The following is a 21,695-nucleotide window of genomic DNA, read 5'->3' on the forward strand; positions in this document are numbered from 1 at the left end:
AGTAGCAACAAATTTAATTAGTGCTGCTATAGACCCGCTCTGCACTTAACTGTTTCTCCTTCTCCAACAACCGCTGTTGCTGCTTCACAGTTAGAGTGCTTCCATCCGGACTCCACCCTGGAGGGCCAAAGATATACATTAGCGCATGGGAAAGCTTCTTGGACTTTTTAACATCGTTGTAAATGTCCTTGAACTCATGAGTTAATATAACTATAGGGTTATGAGAATCCGGGGCATTGGTAACTCCGAATTTCACCTCTATCTTCTCATCAAATTCCTTCCAAGTGCCAAACATTTTATCGAATATATTTAAAAACCCTCCATGATTCTTATCTAAATACTCTAAGTTTTGAGCATGATGCACTTGATGCATGGTGTGGGTGTTGAAAATCTTTTCCAAAAAGCCCAATTTGGGAACATACACCGTATGCAACTGAAATTGCCATAATGCCTGTATTCCTAAACATATAACAACCATCTCTGGCGCAAAGCCTATCATAGGCATCCACATATAGAATAAAGGCTTATAAAGAAGAGTGAACCATCCGTTTCTAACCGCCGTACCTAAATTAAAGTTATCGGAAGAATGATGTACAATATGTGCCGCCCAAAAGAGTCTCACTTCGTGGTTGGCCCTATGAAACCAATAGTAGGTAAAATCATCTGCCAACTGACAAAGCAGCCAAACGTACCAAGCATACCCAAAAGAAGCATACCCAAGAATATTGGTCCGCACACCGTCCACTATTGGATTAAATAACGCATATGCAGATTCAAATACAACAATGGCAAAAACAACCTTGATTAAAGGAGCAATGATTGCAGAACCGATACCCATAAAGCCACTTGCTGCAAAATCTTTCCAATCGTATAGTTCATCATCCCCATGTGTTTTACTATATGTCAGCTCAAGCAATATAAATGCTATAAAACAGGGTACTCCATAGACTAGGGGGTTAGTCAACTCCATATAAAAATAATTTTCCGGTAAATATATGACATTAAAGAAGGAAAACTTGGGATCTCCTTCAAATAGCACTTAAATTTATAATTGCCCAAGACCAATCCTTACAGCTTCAAATTATTTGCTTCGCTGTTTTATTAATTCATTTTGTTCCTGCAATAACTTTTCCATATTAGCCAATAACTCAATATTCCTAGGAGTAGCAACGTCCTTGTTTTTAGGATCTTCGGCTTTCGCCTTAAATCTATTTATAAACTTTACTACCATAAAGATGGTCAAAGAAATAATCAGAAAATCGATCAAAACCTCGATCAAAGCACCATAACCTAATGCAATTTCCTCTATTTCTCCATGCCCTTTCCTTAAAACGTATTGTTTATCAGCAAAATGCACATCATCTGTCAATAGCGACAAAGGAGGCATAATCACTTTGTTCACCAACGTGCTAACCACCTTATTAAAGGCGGTTCCGATAATGACCCCAACTGCCATATCTATCATATTGCCCTTAACAGCAAACTCTTTGAATTCTTTAATAAACTTAATCATTATCTAGACACTTATTTTTTAAAACAGTTTTATCTGCGACTCATCATCCTCTTCCGAAGACCTTCCCTTCCCTTTAGCTTTGGACTTTTTATTTTCACTGTTTTGATCACTAGAATCACCAGACTCCTTTGCATCTACGTTCTCTTCATCCACCACTTCCATGTCGCTCGGCTTAAGTTCTTCTGGCTCCTCATACGGGATAGGATCTAGAATATTTATATTCTTCACCCTCTCAGTTGTTAATTGATTACCTAAAGCTTTAATTCCTTTTATAGATATAAACTCCTCCAGCTCAACAGTTTGATTAGGCTTCACTTCTTTACCTCTAGGCTTAACAAATTCTATTTCTATAACTGGTTTCCAATCCGTACTTACGATTTCTAAATACGATTTTGGATGCTCTGAAATAAACAAATCTTCTTTGTTTTCGCTTTCAATCAAGAAGCGCTTTACATAAAACCGTTCCTTTTCCCCATCATAATACACGGCTGATAAAGGTTTTTCTGGATTCCACTTTTCTAACACCAACATGTCGTCATCAAAATGGGTGGAAAGATTGGGAGTGAAGGTTTTTGCAATTCCCTTTTGGGTTACCACCAATAACATATCATCCCCTCTAAACTCACCCAACAATTCTCCTCGTCCATCAACATTTAACCTACGTACGACCTCGTCAAACCAAATTTTCCTCGGTTTTAAAGTAGAAACCCCTTTCTCCTTCAGTTCAATTCGCTTAACAGAGTATTTGGTTACCAAGTTTCCTTTAGCTCCTCTTCCTTTTATCAATACATCTGCAAAGTCTATATCCCATTTAAGCTTCTTAACACTCCCAACTTGTCGCAATAACACTGTAATCACCTCCGCTTCCCCATTGGGATTGGCAGAGAAGTACAACACTCCTGATTGGGGCTTCCCTTGGGTAAGATCGTATTCCCTATCTCTAGTTACACTGGTAACGTTAAACCTCTTAATGTAATTAGCTCCTCCCTTACCATCTTTATACACCATATTATAAATGGTGCGCTTATCTTTTTTCTTAAAAACTGCAACGTGGATAATGTTTTTACCTACAAAGATTTTACTGTCCACCTTGGCAACCATCATTTTTCCTTCACGCGTAAAGACAATTATATCATCTATATCGCTACAGTCCGTTACGTATTCATCTCGTTTTAATGATGTACCAACAAACCCCTCTTCTCTATTTACATAAAGTTTGGTATTCCGGATTACAACCTTTGTTGCCTCAATATCATCAAAAATTCGAATTTCTGATTTTCGCTCTCTGCCTTTTCCATACTTCTCTTTAAGTGATTTAAAATAGGCAATGGCAAAATCGATTAGATTTGCCAAATGGTGCTTAATCTCAGCAATTCTAGATTCAAGGCTATCTAAGAGCTGCTGAGCTTTATCCAAGTCGAACTTAGAGATTCTTTTAATCCTTATTTCTGTTAATCGAACTATATCATCCTCTGTAACTGCCCTTCTTAGGTGTTTGGTAAATGGCGACAAACCTTTATCAATAGCTGCAATCACACCTTCCCATGTCTCTTCTTCCTCAATGTCCCGATAAATTCTATTTTCTATAAATATTCGCTCTAAGGAGGCAAAATGCCACTGCTCCTCCAATTCCTTTAATTGAATTTCTAGCTCAGCCTTTAATAATGCTACCGTATTGTCAGTAGATTCCTTCAGCATTTCTGTCACTCCGATGAAAAGGGGCTTATTATCCTCAATAATACAACCCAGAGGCGATATTGAAGATTCACAAGCGGTGAAAGCATAAAGGGCGTCTATGGTTTTGTCTGGAGAAATGCCATTAGGCAAATGGACTAAAATCTCTACATTTTGAGCCGTATTGTCCTCAATTTTCTTGATTCTAATCTTCCCTTTGTCGTTTGCTTTAAGGATAGTATCTATTAAAGAAGAGGTATTTGTCCCAAAAGGTATCTCACTTATAACCAGCGTGTTTTTATCTAACTGACCAATACGTGCTCTTACTCGGATCCTACCTCCACGCATTCCGTCGTTATAATTACTAACGTCAATAATACCCGCTGTAGGGAAATCGGGATAAATAGTAAAACGCTGACCCTTTAAATGTTTTATAGAAGCATCTATCAGCTCTATAAAATTATGGGGCAGCACCTTAGTGGATAGTCCCACTGCAATCCCTTCGGCACCTTGCGCAAGGAGTAGCGGAAATTTAACTGGAAGATTTACCGGCTCTTTTTTTCTACCGTCATATGATTTTTGCCATTCGGTGATTTTTGGACTAAAAACCACCTCCAAAGCGAATTTGGTGAGTCGGGCTTCTATATACCTAGAGGCGGCCGCACTATCCCCTGTTAAAATGTTACCCCAGTTCCCCTGGGTATCGATCAATAGGTCTTTTTGGCCAATTTGGACCATTGCGTCGGCTATACTGGCATCCCCATGCGGATGATATTGCATGGTGTGTCCCACTACATTTGCAACTTTATTATACCTTCCGTCATCTAATTCTTTTAGGGCATGCATAATTCTTCTCTGCACGGGCTTAAAGCCATCTTCTATTGCAGGTACCGCACGCTCTAAAATAACATAGGATGCATAGTCCAGAAACCAGTCTTTATACATACCGGTTACCTTGGTCAGTGCATCTTGAGGTTCTTCTTTATTGTCTTGTGGTATTTGGTTCAGATCTTCATTCTCTTCCATTCAGAAAGATTCGTATTAGTTTGGTTCATAATTAGATATCCTCTATGAGGTCAAGTTCTACTCTAAGATTGTTTATAATAAATTCTTGTCGGTCGGGGGTATTTTTTCCCATATAGAATTCCAATAAGCTTTCTATGGACATGGACTTATCTAGCATCACAGGCTCTAGTCTTATATCCTGACCAATGAAATGCTTAAATTCGTCCGGGGAAATTTCACCCAACCCCTTAAATCTCGTGATTTCGGGATTACTGCCTACCTTTTCCATAGCTTCTTGCTTCTCTTCATTGCTATAGCAGTAATAGGTATTCTTTTTATTACGGACACGAAAAAGTGGTGTCTGTAAGATAAATAAATGATTTTCCTTTATAAGTTCGGGAAAGAATTGAAGAAAGAAGGTAATTAACAATAACCGTATGTGCATCCCATCTACATCCGCATCCGTAGCGATCACAATTTTATTATACCGCAGATCTTCAATAGATTCCTCTATATTCAAAGCTGCTTGCAGCAAATTGAACTCTTCATTTTCATAAACAATCTTTTTAGTCATCCCGTATGAGTTCAACGGCTTCCCTCGAAGACTAAATACCGCTTGCGTATTTACATCCCTAGATTTAGTAATGGAGCCCGATGCAGAATCTCCCTCCGTAATAAATAAGGTGCTTTCTAAACAACGTTCATTCTTAGAGTCCCCTAAATGAACTCTACAATCGCGTAATTTTTTATTGTGCAAGCTAGCTTTCTTCGCTCTATCCCTAGCCAGTTTACGGATTCCGGATAGTTCTTTTCTCTCCCGTTCTGCCTGCATAATCTTGCGTTGCAGTTTTTCTGCCGTATCGGGGTTCTTATGTAGAAAATTATCCAGTTGCGTCCCTACAAAATCATTAATGTAGGTTCTTACAGTAGGGAGCTCACCCCCCATTTCCGTAGACCCTAATTTCGTCTTTGTCTGACTCTCAAAAACGGGTTCCATTACTTTTATAGCTATGGCAGAAATGATAGACTTCCTAATATCCGAAGCCTCATAGCTTTTTCCATAATAATCACGCACTGTTTTTACAATCGCTTCTCGAAAAGCTGCTTGATGCGTTCCTCCCTGAGTTGTATTTTGACCGTTTACAAAAGAATGGTATTCCTCGCTATATTGGGTTTTACTATGGGTAATGGCAACTTCAATATCTTCGCCTTTTAGGTGTATAATTGGATAAGCCATATCATCTAGGCTGTTATTATCCTCCAATAAGTCCTTTAATCCGTTTTCAGAATGAAATTTTTCACCGTTAAAAATGATGGTAAGCCCAGGATTTAAATACACATAATTCTTGAGCATTCGCTCAACATACTCGTTCCTATACTTATATTTTTTAAAGATTTCCTCGTCAGGGATGAAACTCACTTTTGTTCCCTTACGCCTAGTAGTATCCTCTGGTTCATTTTCTGCAACTAAATTTCCTTGGGTAAATTCAGCGGTCTTCAGCTTATTTTCACGGGAAGATTCTACTTTAAAAAAGCTAGAAAGTGCATTTACCGCCTTAGTACCAACCCCGTTTAGTCCTACTGATTTTTTAAATGCTCGGGAGTCATATTTACCCCCTGTATTCATTTTAGAGACCACATCAACCACTTTCCCCAAAGGAATTCCACGACCGTAATCCCTGACGTTTACAACATTGTCCCGGATTCCGATCTCAATCGTCTTCCCAGACCCCATTACAAACTCATCAATACAATTGTCTATTACCTCCTTTAAAAGAATGTATATCCCATCATCTGCCGAGGATCCATCTCCCAACTTCCCTATGTACATACCAGGACGCATCCTAATATGTTCTTTCCAATCTAATGAGCGGATGTTATCTTCTGTATACTGGGTATTTTCTAACATTTTCAGGGCTTTAAATGAAAGTATCGCTAATATAGCAATGGTTATAAAAAGATGAAACCTCTAACTGTTAAAGTAATTAACAATACAAGCTAAAGATTTGTTGACAGCAAGGCTTCTAAAGACAAAAATAATGAAATCTCTTGAAATAAACCTCCCTACCATCCATTGCTGCAATACAAGCCTATAATACTAAAAATAATCCAATATTCATCCCCTAATTCACAATATTGCAAAGGGTAAGAATTAACTACTATATAATCCATGAACCAAGTCATGACAACTAGAGTTAGGACACTTCTAGTACGGACAACAAGATTGAATAGCGATCCACAAAGCAAAAATACTAGATTATACCGAAGAGGGAAACTTGCGTATTGGGTTATACGTTAAAACGGAAGTGTACTACATCCCCATCTTTAACAATGTATTCCTTCCCTTCTACCCTCATTTTTCCAGCTTCCTTTACTTTAGCTTCGCTTCCGTATGCCACAAAATCGTCATAAGCAATTACCTCTGCCCTAATAAAACCTTTCTCAAAATCGGTATGGATTACACCAGCAGCTTGTGGAGCCGTAGCCCCAACGGGAATGGTCCAAGCGCGGACTTCCTTTACCCCTGCGGTAAAATAAGTATCCAAATTCAATAGTCTATAGGCACCACGTATCAGTTTTGCAGAACCAGGTTCCGAGAGTCCAATATCTTCTAAAAATAGTTGGCGTTCCTCATAGCTATCCAACTCGGTAATATCGGCCTCTGTACCCACTGCCAAAAAGATCACTTCGGCATTTTCCTTGGCAACAGCTGCTTTAACTTGCTCTACATAAGCATTACCTGTAGTCGCAGCTTCCTCGTCTACATTACAAACGTACATTACTGGCTTATCGGTAATAAACTGCAATGGCTTTACAAATTCTGCCCTATCTTCTTTGGATATATCCAATGCACGAATCGAGGTACCCGTTTCCAAGCCCTCTTTTATCTTGAGTAGTACCGCTTCTTCTTTCTGAGCCTCTTTATTACCAGTTTTAGCGGCACGTTTTACCTTATCCAACTTTTTTTCAACAGTTTCCAAGTCTTTTAGTTGCAGCTCCATATCAATGGTCTCCTTATCGCGTATAGGATCTATAGAACCGTCTACGTGAACAATGTTATCATTATCAAAACAGCGGAGCACATGCAGAATAGCATCCGTTTCCCGAATATTGCCCAAGAATTGATTTCCTAAACCTTCACCCTTACTGGCACCTTTCACCAATCCAGCAATATCTACGATTTCTACGGTTGCTGGCAATACTCTTTCTGGCTTTACAAGTTCTTCCAGTTTTTCCAAACGGGGGTCCGGCACGTTTACCACCCCAATATTGGGCTCAATAGTACAGAATGGAAAATTGGCGCTCTGCGCTTTAGCATTGGACAAACAATTAAAAAGAGTGGACTTACCTACATTGGGCAATCCTACGATACCTGCTTTCATGGTTTTAATAAATTATAAAGTAGAAGGAAAGCAGTTCAGCTTTCCCCATAAGCTTTTTAAACAGCGGCAAAGATACTATTTCTAAGCCTTCCTTTATCTATTTTATCGATTATAAATTATGTGCAAAATAAATTCAGTACATTTAATAAAACCTTAAAAAATCAACCACTATGAAACCACTTGGATTTTTGACACTGCTTACTCTACTCAGTTTTTCCTTTATAAACGCCCAAACATCGATAGCGGGAAAGGTTACTGATCAAGATGGCCTCCCATTAGTTGGAGTGAATATTGTAGAGAAAGGAACATCAAATGGCTCATCGACGGATTTTGATGGAAACTATCAGATTTCTGTATTTGACAATGCAACTCTGGTCTTCAGCTATATAGGATATAACACTACAGAGGAAGCAGTTTCTGGCAGAGAGACTATTAATATTTCCTTGACCGAAGGGATGTTATTAGACGAAGTGCAATTAGTAGGTTCCAGAAGCCCTAAAAGAACTTCTACCGACACGGCGGTACCTGTGGATGTAATAGACATTGTAGAGATTACTACCCAAAGTGGACGGATAGAAGTTAATGAACTTCTGCAATATGCAGCCCCCTCATTTAACGCCAACAAACAATCCGGTTCTGATGGCGCAGATCATATAGATCCAGCTACCTTAAGGGGTTTGGGGCCAGATCAGACCCTAGTCCTCATAAATGGGAAAAGAAGACATCAATCCTCCTTAGTGAATATATTTGGCACCAAAGGGCGAGGAAATACAGGTACCGATTTAAACGCAATCCCCGCTTCCGCCATAAAAAGAATTGAAATATTACGGGATGGAGCAGCAGCACAATATGGCTCTGATGCCATAGCCGGAGTAATAAATATCGTCCTAAAAGACAATACAGACAAGGTAAACGGTTTTATTAATTATGGTGCCTACAACACCAATGCGCCAGGTGATTTTCCTGCGGGAACCCCAAATACAGATGGCAATAGACTGGACACCGATAAGGATGGAAATGCAATAGGGAGCGATAAAAGTGTAGACGGTGGTTCTGTTAAAGCAGGAGTTAATTTCGGTGCCGCCATTGGAAATAACGGTGGATTTATAAACGTTACAACAGAGTATGTTAAGAAGAATAAGACCTTAAGACCAGGGTTCGATTTTAGAAGAGGATTTGGAGAGGCTGCCATAGAAGGCTTCAACCTCATGGTGAATGCCTCCGTTCCCCTTTCAGAAACGGCTGAATTTTATGTTTTTGGGGGTAGAAATTACCGAGATACAGATGCTTTTGCATTTACTAGAAATGATGGAAATAGAGTAATTCCATCCATTTATCCCAACGGATTTAACCCTAGAATAACCTCTAATATTGTAGATAATTCACTTTCCGCAGGTTTTAGGACCGTTTTGGATAGCGGATGGAAACTAGATTTCAGTAATACTTATGGGATGAATAGTTTTCATTATTATATAAAAGGAACCTTAAATGCTTCTTTGGAAGAGGTTTCTCCCACCGATTTTGATGCTGGCGGACATAATTTGATGCAAAATACGTTGAATTTAGATTTCTCAAAGTATTATGACGATATTTTAGAGGGAATGAACCTAGCTTTCGGTGCAGAATACAGGACTGAAAACTTTATCATATTTGCCGGAGAGGAAGGTACCTGGGGAACCTATGATGTAAATGGACTACTGATTACCGATCCCTCTAACCAAACCCAACCCACAGATCCCATAAGCGGGGAACTACGCCCTGGAGGTTCTCAAGGATTTCCTGGTTATGGACCCGCTAACGAGGTAGACCGTGGAAGGAGTAACTTTTCTCTGTACGCAGATGGCGAGTTTGAATTTACAGAGTCTTTCCTTCTAAGTGCCGCAGCCAGATTTGAGAATTTTAGCGATTTTGGCAGCACTTTGAATGGGAAACTGGCAGCTCGACTAAAAGCATCTAACAATGTAAATATTAGAGGTTCGGTAAGTACCGGCTTTAGAGCTCCTTCCCTTGCCCAGATTTATTATAATCTTCGCTTCACCAATTTTATAGGTGGTGATGCCGTAGATCAATTACTATCCCCAAACAACAGCCCAGTTACTGCCTCTTTTGGCATTGGCCAATTAAAAGAGGAGAAAGCGCTTAACGCAGGACTAGGCTTCACAGCAAGCTTCGGAGATTTTACCGCCACCGTAGATGGGTATTATATTAAAGTAGACGATCGTATTGTACTAACAGGAAATTTTGATGCGCCACAGATTCCCAACGTAGAAGCTGCTCAGTTCTTCGTTAATGGAGTGGATACCAAAACTACAGGTTTGGACATTGTTTTATCTTGGAGAAAAACCATCAATGACAGCAGGTTATCTGCTGCCTTTATTGGAAATATAAATGATATGAAAATAGACAAGGTGAATAATGGCAGTCTAGATGCCGAGACATTTTTTGGTGAAAGAGATAAGGGATTCCTATTGGCTTCCGCTCCCAAAAGCAAGCTTACCTTGAATATGAACTACAGTAAAAACAAATTTGATGCAGGTTTGGCATTTACTCACTTTAGTAAGGTAGAACTTTTGGATTACCAAATGCTAGAGCCCACTTCGGATTATGCGAGCTTTGAGGATAAAATAAACCAATCAACCGATACCTATGATCCTAAATTGGTGACAGATCTCGTCTTTGGATATCAATTGTCAGAAAACTTAAAACTAAATATTGGCTCCAATAATCTTTTCAATATATATCCTGACCAACAAGACGATTGGGTAGAAGGCGGAGGGTACTGGGATTCAGTACAAATGGGCTTTGGAGGTGCCTATTACTATGCTAAACTAGGATTTAGTTTTTAGTAACTTATACTTATAAATTGAAAAAGACCTGTCCATTTTAAATGTACAGGTCTTTTAACTTACAAGCATTAAGTGCTTTTAATATACTTTTACAGTATGTTCAAAATAGGCAACCTCCCTAATCTGGGTGCATAAATCTTTGTTTACCAAGCAATTCCTCTTCTGTTTCTACGTGTTCATCATCTGGCACACAACAATCTACTGGACAAACCGCAGCACACTGAGGCTCGTCATGGAAGCCTTTACACTCAGTACATTTGTCCGGGACTATATAGTACACTTCATCACTAACTGGCTCCTGAGATTCGTCGGCATCCACTTCTTTGCCATTTGGCAATTTAACCCTACCCTTTAACAGGGTACCGTCACTATAGCGCCAGTCATCTGCCCCCTCATAAATTGCGTTATTCGGACATTCTGGTTCACATGCGCCACAATTTATACACTCATCTGTTATTATAATTGCCATTTTCTATTCTTTTATATGCTGAATTAAATCAGGATCAATACTTTTGCACAAATATAAAGCCTTATAAAATCTTTTACAAATATAATGACTAAGCACTCAATAAGATTAAATGCTTTGGTTAAGCTGGGCATTTTTTTCAAAGAATACTACGAATATGCTAAAAATAACCCCCAATTAGACTTAAATTCTAATCCCTGGTTTAAAGCATTTGATGAAACAATTACCCTTGCTGGACATAAGAATGGATGGTTTACACCAGATAATATTCTCTTTAGTATTAAAACTTGGGGAGAACTGCTAGAGCATACAGAATTAAACAACTGGCTGTCTCCTTACGATCCTGGAAATAACTCCGCTAAATCAGTGGCTGTTATTATGGCCGGAAATATTCCTTTAGTTGGGTTTCATGATTTTTTGAGCACCCTTATAACTGGGAACAACATAATTATGAAACTCTCTTCCAATGACAAGATATTATTGCCATTTATTTGTAGTTATTTAATAGAAGTTGAACCCAGCCTGAAGGATGCAATAGAATTTGCTGATGGTAAGCTAGAAAATTTTGATGCTGTAATCGCTACTGGGAGTGATAATACTTCTCGTTATTTTGAACATTATTTTGGAAAAAAACCCAACATAATACGTAGAAACCGTAATTCTGTAGCTGTACTTACAGGACGTGAAACAGAAGCACAATTACAAGCCTTGGGAGAGGACATTTTTAGATATTATGGTCTTGGATGTAGAAGTGTTTCTAAAATATTTGTACCTAAAGACTATAATTTCGATTTGTTTTTCAAGGCAATTTATCCTTACAATAATATAGTGGAGCATGCAAAGTATGCCAATAATTACGATTACAATAAAGCTGTATATTTAATGAGTTTGTTCCCTATATTAGAAAATGGCTTTCTAATGCTTAAGGAAGATACTAGTTACGCCTCCCCTATAGCAACCTTATTCTACGAAAAATACAATTCTTTGGCAGAATTGAAGGTTACATTAGAAAATGATACTGACAAATTACAGTGTATAGTTGCGGATGGATTTACTACAGATGAAATTCCTTTTGGACAAACACAAAGACCATCTTTAACTGATTATGCGGATAATATGGATACGGTAGAATTTCTGTTGAAATTATAATAGAACATTTACACATATCTATAGTTTCCATTTAAAATATTTATGACCTTTAAGCACACTTAATTTTAGGTACAATTACAATAGTATAATAGAAAAATATAAAAAATGAAAAAACATAATTTTAGTGCCGGACCTTGCATTCTTCCTCAAGAAGTAATGAAAAAAGCATCGGAAGCTGTTCTGGATTTTAATGGTCTTGGACTATCTTTAATAGAGATTTCACACAGAAGCAAAGATTTTGTAGCGGTGATGGATAAGGCCCGTTCTTTGTCTCTAGAGTTGCTGGACCTGCAAGATAAAGGATATCAGGCATTGTTTCTACAGGGGGGTGCCAGCATGGAGTTTTTAATGGTTGCCTACAACCTTTTAGAAAAAAAAGCAGGTTATCTTAATACCGGTACTTGGGCGGATAAAGCCATTAAGGAGGCAAGGATTTTTGGGGAAGTTGTTGAAGTTGGATCTTCTAAAGACAAAAATTATAATTATATTCCAAAAGGATATAGTGTTCCTACTGATCTAGACTATCTGCACTTAACCTCAAATAATACCATTTTTGGAACCCAGATTAAAGACTTTCCAAAAACTACAACTCCCCTAGTATGCGATATGAGTTCTGATATATTCTCTAGGCAACTCGATTTTTCTCAGTTCGATTTAATCTATGCGGGGGCACAAAAAAACATGGGTCCTGCGGGAACAACCTTAGTGGTCATAAAAGAAGATATCTTAGGTAAAGTTTCTAGAACGATTCCGTCTATGCTAAATTATAAGGTACATATAGAAAAAGAAAGCATGTTTAACACACCAGCTGTTTTTCCGGTATACGTATCTATGTTAACCTTAGAGTGGTTGAAAAACTTAGGAGGAATTGCAGCTATTGAAGAAGTAAACGAGAAAAAGGCTCGACTACTTTATTCAGAAATCGACTTAAACCCCCTTTTCCGAGGTTATGCCCAAAAGGAAGATCGCTCCATTATGAACGCCACCTTTACCTTAACAGAGGAAAAGCTTAAGGGGGTTTTTGATGAGATGTGCAAGGAAGCCGGAATCAATGGCATTCACGGACACAGATCCATTGGCGGATATAGGGCCTCTATGTACAATGCACTATCATTGGATAGCGTTGGCACCCTTGTAGATGTTATGAGTGAACTAGAAAGAAAAGGATAACCATTCTATCTTATAAGTCTGCTAGCAGAGATAGTAAGAACCAACAAAAAACACACCTTATAACAAGCCCTCCCCTGAACTGGAGAGGTACAACAAGATTGCAAAAAAAATGAAAGTATTAGCAAACGACGGAATATCAGAAAGCGGAAAAAAAGAATTAGAAAAAGCTGGTTTTGAAGTGATGTCTATCCGTGTGGCACAAGAACAGCTTATTCCCTACATAAATGATAATAAGGTTACCATTCTTTTAGTTAGGAGTGCAACACAAGTAACAAAAGAAGTTGTAGATAAATGCCCAAGTCTAAAGATTATTGGCCGTGGGGGGGTAGGCATGGACAATATTGAAGTAGAATATGCCAAATCTAAAGGATTGCATGTAATCAATACCCCAGCAGCTTCCTCCTCTTCCGTTGCAGAACTTGTTTTTGCCCATTTATTCAGCGGAGTTCGTTTTTTACACGATGCCAATAGGAACATGCCCTTAGAAGGGGATAGCAACTTTAGTAAATTGAAAAAAGCGTATTCCAACGGTATTGAATTGCGCAACAAAACCATAGGGATAATCGGATTTGGGAGAATAGGTATAGAAACGGCTAAAATTGCCTTAGGATTGGGAATGAAAGTATTGTTTGTAGATCCCAAATTGGACAAAGCAACTGTTACGATATCCTTTTTTGATCACAGATCTATGTCCTTTGATCTTGATGGAACTACATTGGAACACTTACTTAAGGAATCAGATTTTATAAGCCTGCATGTTCCTGCCCAAAAATCATATCTCATTGGCGAAAAAGAATTTGAAATGATGAAAAATGGAGTGGGAATCGTTAATGCTGCCCGAGGAGGTGTGTTAGACGAGGTTGCCTTGGTTAATGCTTTGGAAAGTCGAAAGGTTTCTTTTGCCGGTTTAGATGTTTTTGAATCCGAACCTATGCCAGAAATAAGAATATTGATGCATCCGGACATATCCCTAACCCCGCATATAGGCGCTGCAACCTCTGAGGCACAAGACCGTATAGGTCAGGAATTGGCTACCCAAATAATTGCGCTGTACAACTAATATTATTTTTACAAACAAAGTAATTGGAATAACAGGATGGTTTATGTTAAGTAAGACGCTACATCTATGTTGAATTTTTGTAACTTGTGATAATTAAATTTTCTAAACAAAATAAATAATTATAATATGTCAGGATTATTGGATCTCTTAAACAGCCCTATGGGCAAGCAACTGATTAGTGGTGTTGCCAGTCAAACTGGACAGCCAGAAAACAAAACAGCAGATGTTTTAAGCATGGCTATGCCACTTCTCTTGGGCGGTATGAAAAAGAACGCTTCCTCCCCACAAGGTGCAGCCGGACTTTTAAGTGCTCTATCCTCTAACAAGCACGACGGAAGTATGTTAAATAACTTAAGCGGACTATTTAGTGGAGGTGTAGATGAAACTGTAGTCAAAGATGGAGAAGGAATCCTTAGTCACGTTTTTGGAGGCAAACAGGCTGCTGTAGAAAGTGCCATAAGTCAAAAATCAGGTTTGGATGCTGGATCGGTGGCACAAATTTTAAAAATAGCAGCACCATTGGTAATGGCCTATCTTGGAAAACAAAAAGCCCAAAATAATGTTAATGATGCCGGTGGCTTAAATAGCTTATTAGGGAACTTGTTAGGCGGACAGCCACAACAAAATCAAAGCTTAATTACCACCTTATTGGATGCAGATGGGGATGGTAGTGTTTTAGACGATGTTGCCGGTATGGTAATGGGCGGTAATAAAAAGAAAGGTGGACTTGGCGGAATGCTAGGTGGACTCTTCGGTAAATAAAAAATTTACATTTATTTTAAGCAAAGCCATTTGTAATCACAAATGGCTTTTTGTATCTTAAGGGTATGAGAAAGAGGTCTGTTTTTATCGTATTATCCATTACATTGTTCTCCGTTTACATCATTGGATGCGGGGGTACTAAACAGACCATTGCGGTATCTGAAGAAGAGAAAATAGCCTTTACGAAAACAGAAGGAGATACCATAACTATTGCAAATGAAGAAACCGAATACGAGATAATCATAATTGAACCAGGATTCGATTTTTGGCTGCAAAGCGTAGCGAAGCCTGAAGGTTATTATTCCCAATCTTATTTGGAAAATAGGAATCAAATCTATGTATCCGAATGGAATATCAGAGTATCTCAGCCTTTTACCTACAATCCAAGCCTATACGAACTACATATAGATTATAGCCCCCACATTGACTATGGCTATGAGGTAAATTATAAACTGTTTAACTACTTTATTTATTTTCAGCGGAAATACAATCAGCGTCTTGGCCCCTTTGTTCCCCGCATTTAAAAACTTATATTTGCCATCGATTTTTGTAATGTATGAAGAAGTTAAAAGAACGATGGGGAGTATCCTCTAATTTTCAATTGGCCATAATTTTTGTGGTTTTTTCTATTACTGGCTCCTCTGCGGTTTTTATAGCTAAGCCATTCCTTAATTTTATAGGTTTACACCGCGATAGCTTTTCTCCAGATTTTATTTGGGGAGGACTTGTCTATCTACTATTTAGAATTCTATTGATTTTTCCTTTCTACCAAATACTTCTCGTCATCTACGGTTGGCTCTTTGGTCAGTTTAAGTTTTTCTGGGAATTTGAAAAAAAGATGCTAAGCAGAATGGGGTTGGGCTTCATATTTAAATAAATTATACTTTTCTTAACAGCCCTTGTCCATCTATAGGGATAGATTTGAACTGTGATTTCAATTCGAGAACATATCTTGCCCTTACTATCCATACTTATGGTGGTCTTATTTGCTCTGCCTGGCAGTATAAAAGCCAAACATGCCATGCTTGAGCACCACACTTTTGTTTGTAAGGAAAAAGGCAAATTGCATGTTCATGAGGTTGAATTGGAATGTGAATTTCATAAATACAATATATCACACTTTATTTTCCCGGAATTTAAAGGGCTAGATAATCCTATCTGGAAAACTAAAGCGATGAAAATTGCTGATTACTATCAGTTTTTAAGCAAATATCAAAAACTGCACTTCTCCCTAAGGGGACCACCCTCCGTAGTATAATATGCTTTTCGCATATCTAAATTCACTGCGATCAAACAACCCAAAATAAAGCAATTTTTATGGATTGATTACAATCTATATAGCAATCTCCCTACTCCATATAAATTCGCTAGTTGCGACGAAATGTTACTAATAAAAACATTTTATCTACAGTTAGATATGGCAGTTGATTGGGATGCACTTTATTTAGGCGGTTTATTAAGCTTAGCTTTTTAGGGATGCAAGAGCATTTTTAATCTAGAGAATTAAAACACACTAACAAAAGAAACATTTATACGTTTTGAAACTACCTTTCAAAAAAGGGAAGCATACCGTATTAGCTTTAAATCATATTTATTAATCTGATTTTCTTTTCAAATAATAAATGATTATTCTTTATCCATAATTATTTCAACTAATGAAAAAACTACTATTGTCATTCCTTTGTGCTATGGCAGTCTTTACCACACAGTCCCAGAATTCCCTTATGGGAAAAATTACTGAGAAGTCCACCAACCTACCTTTGGAGCAGGTTTCCATTTATTTCCCAGATTTACAAAAAGGAGGTGTTACAAATGAAAATGGGGAATTTAAAATAGGAAATTTACCCTTAGGGAATTATAAAGTGGTAGCTTCTTACATTGGCTTTCAGAGCTTTAGTCAGAATATTGTTATCCAACAAGGAGAGAATAATCTAAATATAAATCTCGCACCTAGCGCTATAGAAATGGACGAAGTTATCGTGTCTACTCCTTTTCACAAATTACAGCGCGATAATGTGATGAAAGTAGAATATGCTCGAGTAGCAGCCTTAAAATCTACGGGAGCACCTACTTTGGTAGAAGGCATTGGAAAAATTCCTGGCGTAGATGTAGTCTCTACAGGAGTGGGCATAGGAAAACCTGCTATTAGAGGTTTAACCTCTAATAGAGTTTTGGTATACACCCAGGGAATACGATTAGAAAATCAACAGTTTGGGGCAGAACATGGACTAGGGGTTAACGAAGCAGGTATAGAGAGCGTAGAAGTGATTAAAGGTCCCGCTTCCCTACTCTATGGATCTGATGCTATGGGAGGCGTATTGTATTTAAATCCAGAACGGTTTGCTAGCGCCCATTCTATAGAAGGCGATGTAAATCTAAGTTATAATACTAACACTAGGGGAATTTCTAGTGATGCTGGAATTAGATCGTCTGGAGAGAACCTCAGGTTCTTGGCTAGGGTTGCTACCAATAATCATATAGATTATACTGGAGGCGATGGAAAAAGAGTTACTAATTCTAGATTTAACGAGAAAGACCTAAAATTGGGTGTGGGGTATCAAAACACCGTTTTCACCACTGAAATGAGATACAACTACAACCAATCTAACCTAGGGATACCTGAGTCTATTGACGTCCAAACAACTTCTAGAACCCCAGAATTGCCATATCAAAAGATAAATAACCATATATTAAGTTCTAAAACTAAGATCTTCTTTGAAAATGCTAGTTTAGATGTTACTCTTGGTTATGTTGGCAATGATAGAAAGGAATTTGAAGAACACCACCATCATGACGGTGAGGCAGATCATGGCGACGAAGAAGGGCATGATGAAACAGCTTTGGATATGAAGCTTCAGACCTTTAGTTATAATATCTTATACCAACTTCCCAAGTGGGAAAAATTTGAAACCGTTTTAGGGGTACAAGGGATACATCAGTCCAACAAAAATTATGGAGAAGAAGCCTTAATTCCGGATGCAACAACCCAAGATATTGGCATTTTGGGAACTACCCATTTTCACCTAAATGAAAACAACGATTTTCAATTAGGATTACGGTATGATCATAGAAAAATCGTTGGAACCCCCTATGGAATAGTGGGAGAAGAAGGATATATTGCCGAATTGAACCAAAAATTCAACAGTTTTAACGGTGCATTTGGTTACAAAAATAACTTTTCTGAAGCGTTCACAGGACGCTTTAATATAGCAACTGGGTTTAGGGCACCCAACCTGGCTGAACTTACCTCCTACGGTGGCCATGCTGGAGCAAACAGATTTGAAATAGGAATTGCAGATTTAAAAAATGAACAGAATATTCAACTAGATCTGGCCTTGGAGTTTAAAAATGAGCACGTGGAATTTTTTATAAACGGATTTCACAATAGCGTTAGAAATTACATCTTCATCGCTCCGGATGGAACCTTTATCAATGATAAATCCGTTTATAGATACCTTCAGCAAGATGCGACCCTATACGGAGGGGAAATTGGATTCCATTTACACCCCCATCCCTATGATTGGTTACATTTAGAAAGTAGCTATCAAACCGTATTTGGAGAATTGGACAAGGGTGAACCGCTACCATTAATTCCTGCTAATAAACTTACAAATACATTCAGGGTAGAATTTTTGAGAAAAGACGGTTGGTGGTCAAAATCCAATGCCTTTATAACGCTGAATAATATCTTTAAACAAGGTAAAATAAGCGAAAATGAGACCATATCACCCGCTTATTCCCTTTTGGATGCAGGCTTTAGTGGAGAATTAACACTTATGAATCAAATCATAAAATTTAACTTTAGCGCAAACAACCTATTAGACAAACAATACATTGCTCATCTATCTCGATTAAAAACCGATGGTATTTTTAATATGGGAAGATCTATTACCCTAGGGGCTACGATTCTACTTTAATTAGCAAGGTATTAATTACCTATGGCCTAGGTTTTCTTAGGCCATAGGTTAATTGTTTAAAGAATGACTTAGGAATATCCTCGTCTCCCTCAAAACCCAATTTTAGTTTTCCACTTTCTTCAGGAATATAATTGGTCCTAAAGATATAATCCCACAAACTAAGACTTATCCCATAGTTTATTCCATCTTTTCCTTCAGGTAGCTCGTATGCGTGATGATATAAATGCATTACAGGATTGTTTAAAAAATATTTTAGAGGCCCATAAGTTATTTTAATGTTAGCGTGATTAAGGTGACCAATAGTAATGGCGAAGAAATGTACCATAAAGGCTTGCTCCGGCTCAAACCCTCCTAAAACCATTACTCCAAAAGTTTTTAAGGGCTTATATAATACGTTTTCCATCCAATGAAATCGTAAGTGCGCAGCAAACCCCATCTCCTTTACACTGTGGTGAATTTGATGGAACTTCCATAAAAAAGGATATTTATGAAGTAGCAAATGAGTGAACCACTGTACAAAATCTAACACTATAAAAAAGATCAACAGCTGCAACCAGTTGGGGTATGCAGACATATCTAAAAGAGTTAAACTACGCTGTTTTACCCCAATATCATTAAAGAATACTTCCAAAACCTTATAAAACCCGCTAATTACAATTGCGAAAATGAAGAAGTTGAAGAACATATAAAATCCGTCCAACCAAAAATCCTTTCTAAAAATAGACTGACTTTTCCTCCAAGGAAATAAAATCTCCAAGCTCCAAACAATTAACGAAATTATAATAAGGCCCCAAAAGTAATTGGTATACCATGGAACATCAAACGTAATAGACCTCCAAGTCCAATTTACCATCCCGAAAAATGAGGAGGTGAAGGCATTTATATATTTTTCGAAAAACATTTCCTATTACTTAACTATCATTCATTAAGAGTATACCACTCTATATCCGTGAGATTCTCTCTCCTGCCCTTTTTTAATAACGGATAATTGGTGACCAAATAATCCAGTATTACCTCTTCATTATTGCCAAGGTCCCATAAATTCTGCGTTTCTTGCATCCATCTAATGGTTTCTACCCATCTTTCCCGACTCATGCGATTTTGGATCACTAATTGCGCGGAGTGACAATTTGTACAATTATTTACCACTGCCATAAGTCCATCGGCTTCTTTCAATCCCGTTCTTAAATGCACACCGTTTTCTACCTTATCCCAATCATCCTCTTCCTCTGTCACGGTTATCATCTTCGTATCTGGACGATCCGATTTGAAAGAAAATGAGGAAGGTGACACCATATATATAATTCCCAATATCCCTATAAGAAATACCATTATTAAGGACACCACGAGCACTTTGTATATGGACCTTACTTGATTTTTAAAATTTTCTTGCCTCTTCATTTATACAATTTTAACAGCAATCCTATGGCATGCATTGTTTAAATATCCCTTAGGATTCCACCCAGGAACTAGCATAGGCTGACTTTCACCATTTGCATCTACGGCACGTGCCCATACCTCATAATAACCGGCCTTAGGAAAGTCTATACTCGCCTTAAAGCGTTGCCAAGCTAATCTATTAGCCGGTTTTTCTAAAGTACATTCAGACCAGGTTACACCAAAATCAATTGAATAATATACCTTGGATACTTCTAGTTCTCCTGCCCAGGCATGTCCCCTTATATTCAGTTTTTTACCTTTGGCCAATTGTGCCCCAGATTTGGGATAGGTAATCAAAGATTTAACCGGCATAGACTCAATAATGCACATATTCTCATCTTTCACTTCTTCCCCTGCAGCAACTGGATGACAAGGCACTTTATAGGATGAACCTGTCATTTTCTCTCCATCGTGCACCTTGTTACGTACGCTAATTCTATTCACCCACTTACCAGAGGTAGATGCAGGCCATCCTCCGCAAACCAATCGTAGCGGAAAACCGTGTACCAACGGAATATCTTCACCATTCATCTGGAACGCTAATAAGGTCTCCTCCATATAGGCTTTTGATATGGGTACTCCTCTAGAAATTGGTTCCTTTGTAGGATCGCCGCTTAGATGTTTGTCAATGGCATGATAACCTATATATACCGCATCACTTTTTATACCAACATAATCCAAAACATCGCCTAACCTAACTCCAGTCCAATTTGCACAATACACTGCACCAATATCCCATTGATTCCCTTTTGCTGGAGGGTCAAATTCCTTTCTGCCATTGCCCCCACATTCTAAGGTAAGTTGATAGGTGTAGTGCTTAAACTTGGACTTTAACTCCTCTAAGGTGAAGGTTTTCTTTTCCTTTACAGACTCCCCGTCAAAAGTAATGGTCCATTCTTTTTCATCTATATCTTCAGGCACCTTACCATTATTACGCACAAATATATATGGGTTGGGAGTTACCTTATCATCCAAAAGATGCGCCATTGCCTCCATATTCCAAGGCTTGCTGTTAAGTACCAACATTTCCTTGTCCTTTCCAAACAATTTAAATGGATCCGGGTCTTGCAATCCCAATAGATCATAATTATCGGGCATATTTGCCCCAAAAACAATTTCTGCACCTAATAGCCCGGCTAAAGATCCTAAAGCCGTTCTTTTCACAAAATGTCTTCTCTTCATAAATATTGATTAAATAGCATAAAAAAGGTGATTCAATACTAAAGGAAAGATCTTATAGGTAAGACTAAAAATTAAAATAACGCTACCAAACTGTAGGTGATTTTCACTAATTACTGCCCCTCATTTCT

General features: G+C 38.1%; 18 protein-coding genes. 9 read left to right on the forward strand and 9 right to left on the reverse strand.

What is annotated here, in order from left to right:
• Window positions 1-13: 13 nt before the first annotated feature.
• The 5 genes from G466_RS0112810 to ychF all read right to left on the reverse strand — a co-directional run bounded on the left by G466_RS0112810 (window position 14) and on the right by ychF (window position 7,575).
• Complete coding sequence (locus G466_RS0112810) at window positions 14-970, reverse strand: sterol desaturase family protein (protein ID WP_026814029.1); 957 nt, start codon at window positions 968-970, stop codon at window positions 14-16.
• A gap of 111 nt (window positions 971-1,081) precedes the next feature.
• A complete protein-coding gene (mscL, locus tag G466_RS0112815; RefSeq protein ID WP_026814030.1) occupies window positions 1,082-1,513 on the reverse strand; it encodes a large-conductance mechanosensitive channel protein MscL in 432 nt (143 codons plus the stop codon).
• An 18-nt stretch (window positions 1,514-1,531) separates the two neighbouring features.
• Window positions 1,532-4,213, reverse strand: coding sequence for a DNA gyrase/topoisomerase IV subunit A (locus G466_RS0112820; protein WP_026814031.1), 2,682 nt, complete (start codon window positions 4,211-4,213; stop codon window positions 1,532-1,534).
• Window positions 4,214-4,244: 31 nt separating this feature from the next.
• On the reverse strand, window positions 4,245-6,101 hold the full coding sequence (locus G466_RS0112825) for a DNA topoisomerase IV subunit B (RefSeq protein ID WP_026814032.1): 1,857 nt from the start codon (window positions 6,099-6,101) through the stop codon (window positions 4,245-4,247).
• 379 nt (window positions 6,102-6,480) lie between these two features.
• On the reverse strand, window positions 6,481-7,575 hold the full coding sequence (gene ychF, locus G466_RS0112830; RefSeq protein ID WP_026814033.1) for a redox-regulated ATPase YchF: 1,095 nt from the start codon (window positions 7,573-7,575) through the stop codon (window positions 6,481-6,483).
• A 170-nt stretch (window positions 7,576-7,745) separates the two neighbouring features.
• Here ychF and G466_RS0112835 point away from each other — a divergent pair, with 170 nt between their 5' ends.
• Entirely contained in the window at window positions 7,746-10,421 is a 2,676-nt protein-coding gene (locus tag G466_RS0112835; RefSeq protein ID WP_026814034.1) for a TonB-dependent receptor, read from the forward strand.
• Window positions 10,422-10,539: 118 nt separating this feature from the next.
• Here G466_RS0112835 and G466_RS0112840 read toward each other — a convergent pair whose 3' ends face one another.
• A complete protein-coding gene (locus G466_RS0112840; protein WP_026814035.1) occupies window positions 10,540-10,890 on the reverse strand; it encodes a 4Fe-4S dicluster domain-containing protein in 351 nt (116 codons plus the stop codon).
• Window positions 10,891-10,974: 84 nt separating this feature from the next.
• On the opposite strand from G466_RS0112840, the gene G466_RS0112845 reads away from it, so the two are divergent.
• The 8 genes from G466_RS0112845 to G466_RS0112880 all read left to right on the forward strand — a co-directional run bounded on the left by G466_RS0112845 (window position 10,975) and on the right by G466_RS0112880 (window position 18,945).
• A complete protein-coding gene (locus G466_RS0112845) occupies window positions 10,975-12,036 on the forward strand; it encodes an acyl-CoA reductase (protein ID WP_026814036.1) in 1,062 nt (353 codons plus the stop codon).
• 105 nt (window positions 12,037-12,141) lie between these two features.
• On the forward strand, window positions 12,142-13,206 hold the full coding sequence (gene serC / locus G466_RS0112850) for a 3-phosphoserine/phosphohydroxythreonine transaminase (protein ID WP_026814037.1): 1,065 nt from the start codon (window positions 12,142-12,144) through the stop codon (window positions 13,204-13,206).
• Between the two features lie 109 nt (window positions 13,207-13,315).
• The gene (locus G466_RS0112855) at window positions 13,316-14,266 is read left to right on the forward strand and encodes a D-2-hydroxyacid dehydrogenase (protein ID WP_026814038.1); all 951 of its coding nucleotides are present in this window, start codon (window positions 13,316-13,318) and stop codon (window positions 14,264-14,266) included.
• A gap of 126 nt (window positions 14,267-14,392) precedes the next feature.
• Window positions 14,393-15,028, forward strand: coding sequence for a DUF937 domain-containing protein (locus G466_RS0112860; protein WP_026814039.1), 636 nt, complete (start codon window positions 14,393-14,395; stop codon window positions 15,026-15,028).
• A gap of 65 nt (window positions 15,029-15,093) precedes the next feature.
• Window positions 15,094-15,552, forward strand: coding sequence for a DUF6146 family protein (locus tag G466_RS0112865; RefSeq protein WP_051315651.1), 459 nt, complete (start codon window positions 15,094-15,096; stop codon window positions 15,550-15,552).
• Window positions 15,553-15,584: 32 nt separating this feature from the next.
• On the forward strand, window positions 15,585-15,905 hold the full coding sequence (locus tag G466_RS0112870) for a DUF6787 family protein (protein WP_026814041.1): 321 nt from the start codon (window positions 15,585-15,587) through the stop codon (window positions 15,903-15,905).
• A gap of 51 nt (window positions 15,906-15,956) precedes the next feature.
• Complete coding sequence (locus G466_RS0112875; RefSeq protein WP_026814042.1) at window positions 15,957-16,286, forward strand: hypothetical protein; 330 nt, start codon at window positions 15,957-15,959, stop codon at window positions 16,284-16,286.
• A 397-nt stretch (window positions 16,287-16,683) separates the two neighbouring features.
• On the forward strand, window positions 16,684-18,945 hold the full coding sequence (locus G466_RS0112880; protein WP_026814043.1) for a TonB-dependent receptor: 2,262 nt from the start codon (window positions 16,684-16,686) through the stop codon (window positions 18,943-18,945).
• Window positions 18,946-18,964: 19 nt separating this feature from the next.
• On the opposite strand, the gene G466_RS0112885 is transcribed toward G466_RS0112880, so the two are convergent.
• The 3 genes from G466_RS0112885 to G466_RS0112895 are packed head-to-tail and all read right to left on the reverse strand — an operon-like array spanning window position 18,965 to window position 21,567.
• The gene (locus G466_RS0112885) at window positions 18,965-19,846 is read right to left on the reverse strand and encodes a sterol desaturase family protein (protein WP_034235569.1); all 882 of its coding nucleotides are present in this window, start codon (window positions 19,844-19,846) and stop codon (window positions 18,965-18,967) included.
• A gap of 17 nt (window positions 19,847-19,863) precedes the next feature.
• Window positions 19,864-20,346, reverse strand: a complete 483-nt coding sequence (locus tag G466_RS0112890; RefSeq protein WP_026814045.1) for a hypothetical protein — start codon at window positions 20,344-20,346, stop codon at window positions 19,864-19,866.
• A complete protein-coding gene (locus tag G466_RS0112895; RefSeq protein WP_026814046.1) occupies window positions 20,347-21,567 on the reverse strand; it encodes a sulfite oxidase in 1,221 nt (406 codons plus the stop codon).
• Between the last annotated feature and the right edge of the window lie 128 nt (window positions 21,568-21,695).

Origin of the sequence: Arenibacter certesii DSM 19833 (genome assembly GCF_000429545.1) — a bacterium.
GTDB classification, from domain to species: Bacteria; Bacteroidota; Bacteroidia; order Flavobacteriales; family Flavobacteriaceae; genus Arenibacter; species Arenibacter certesii.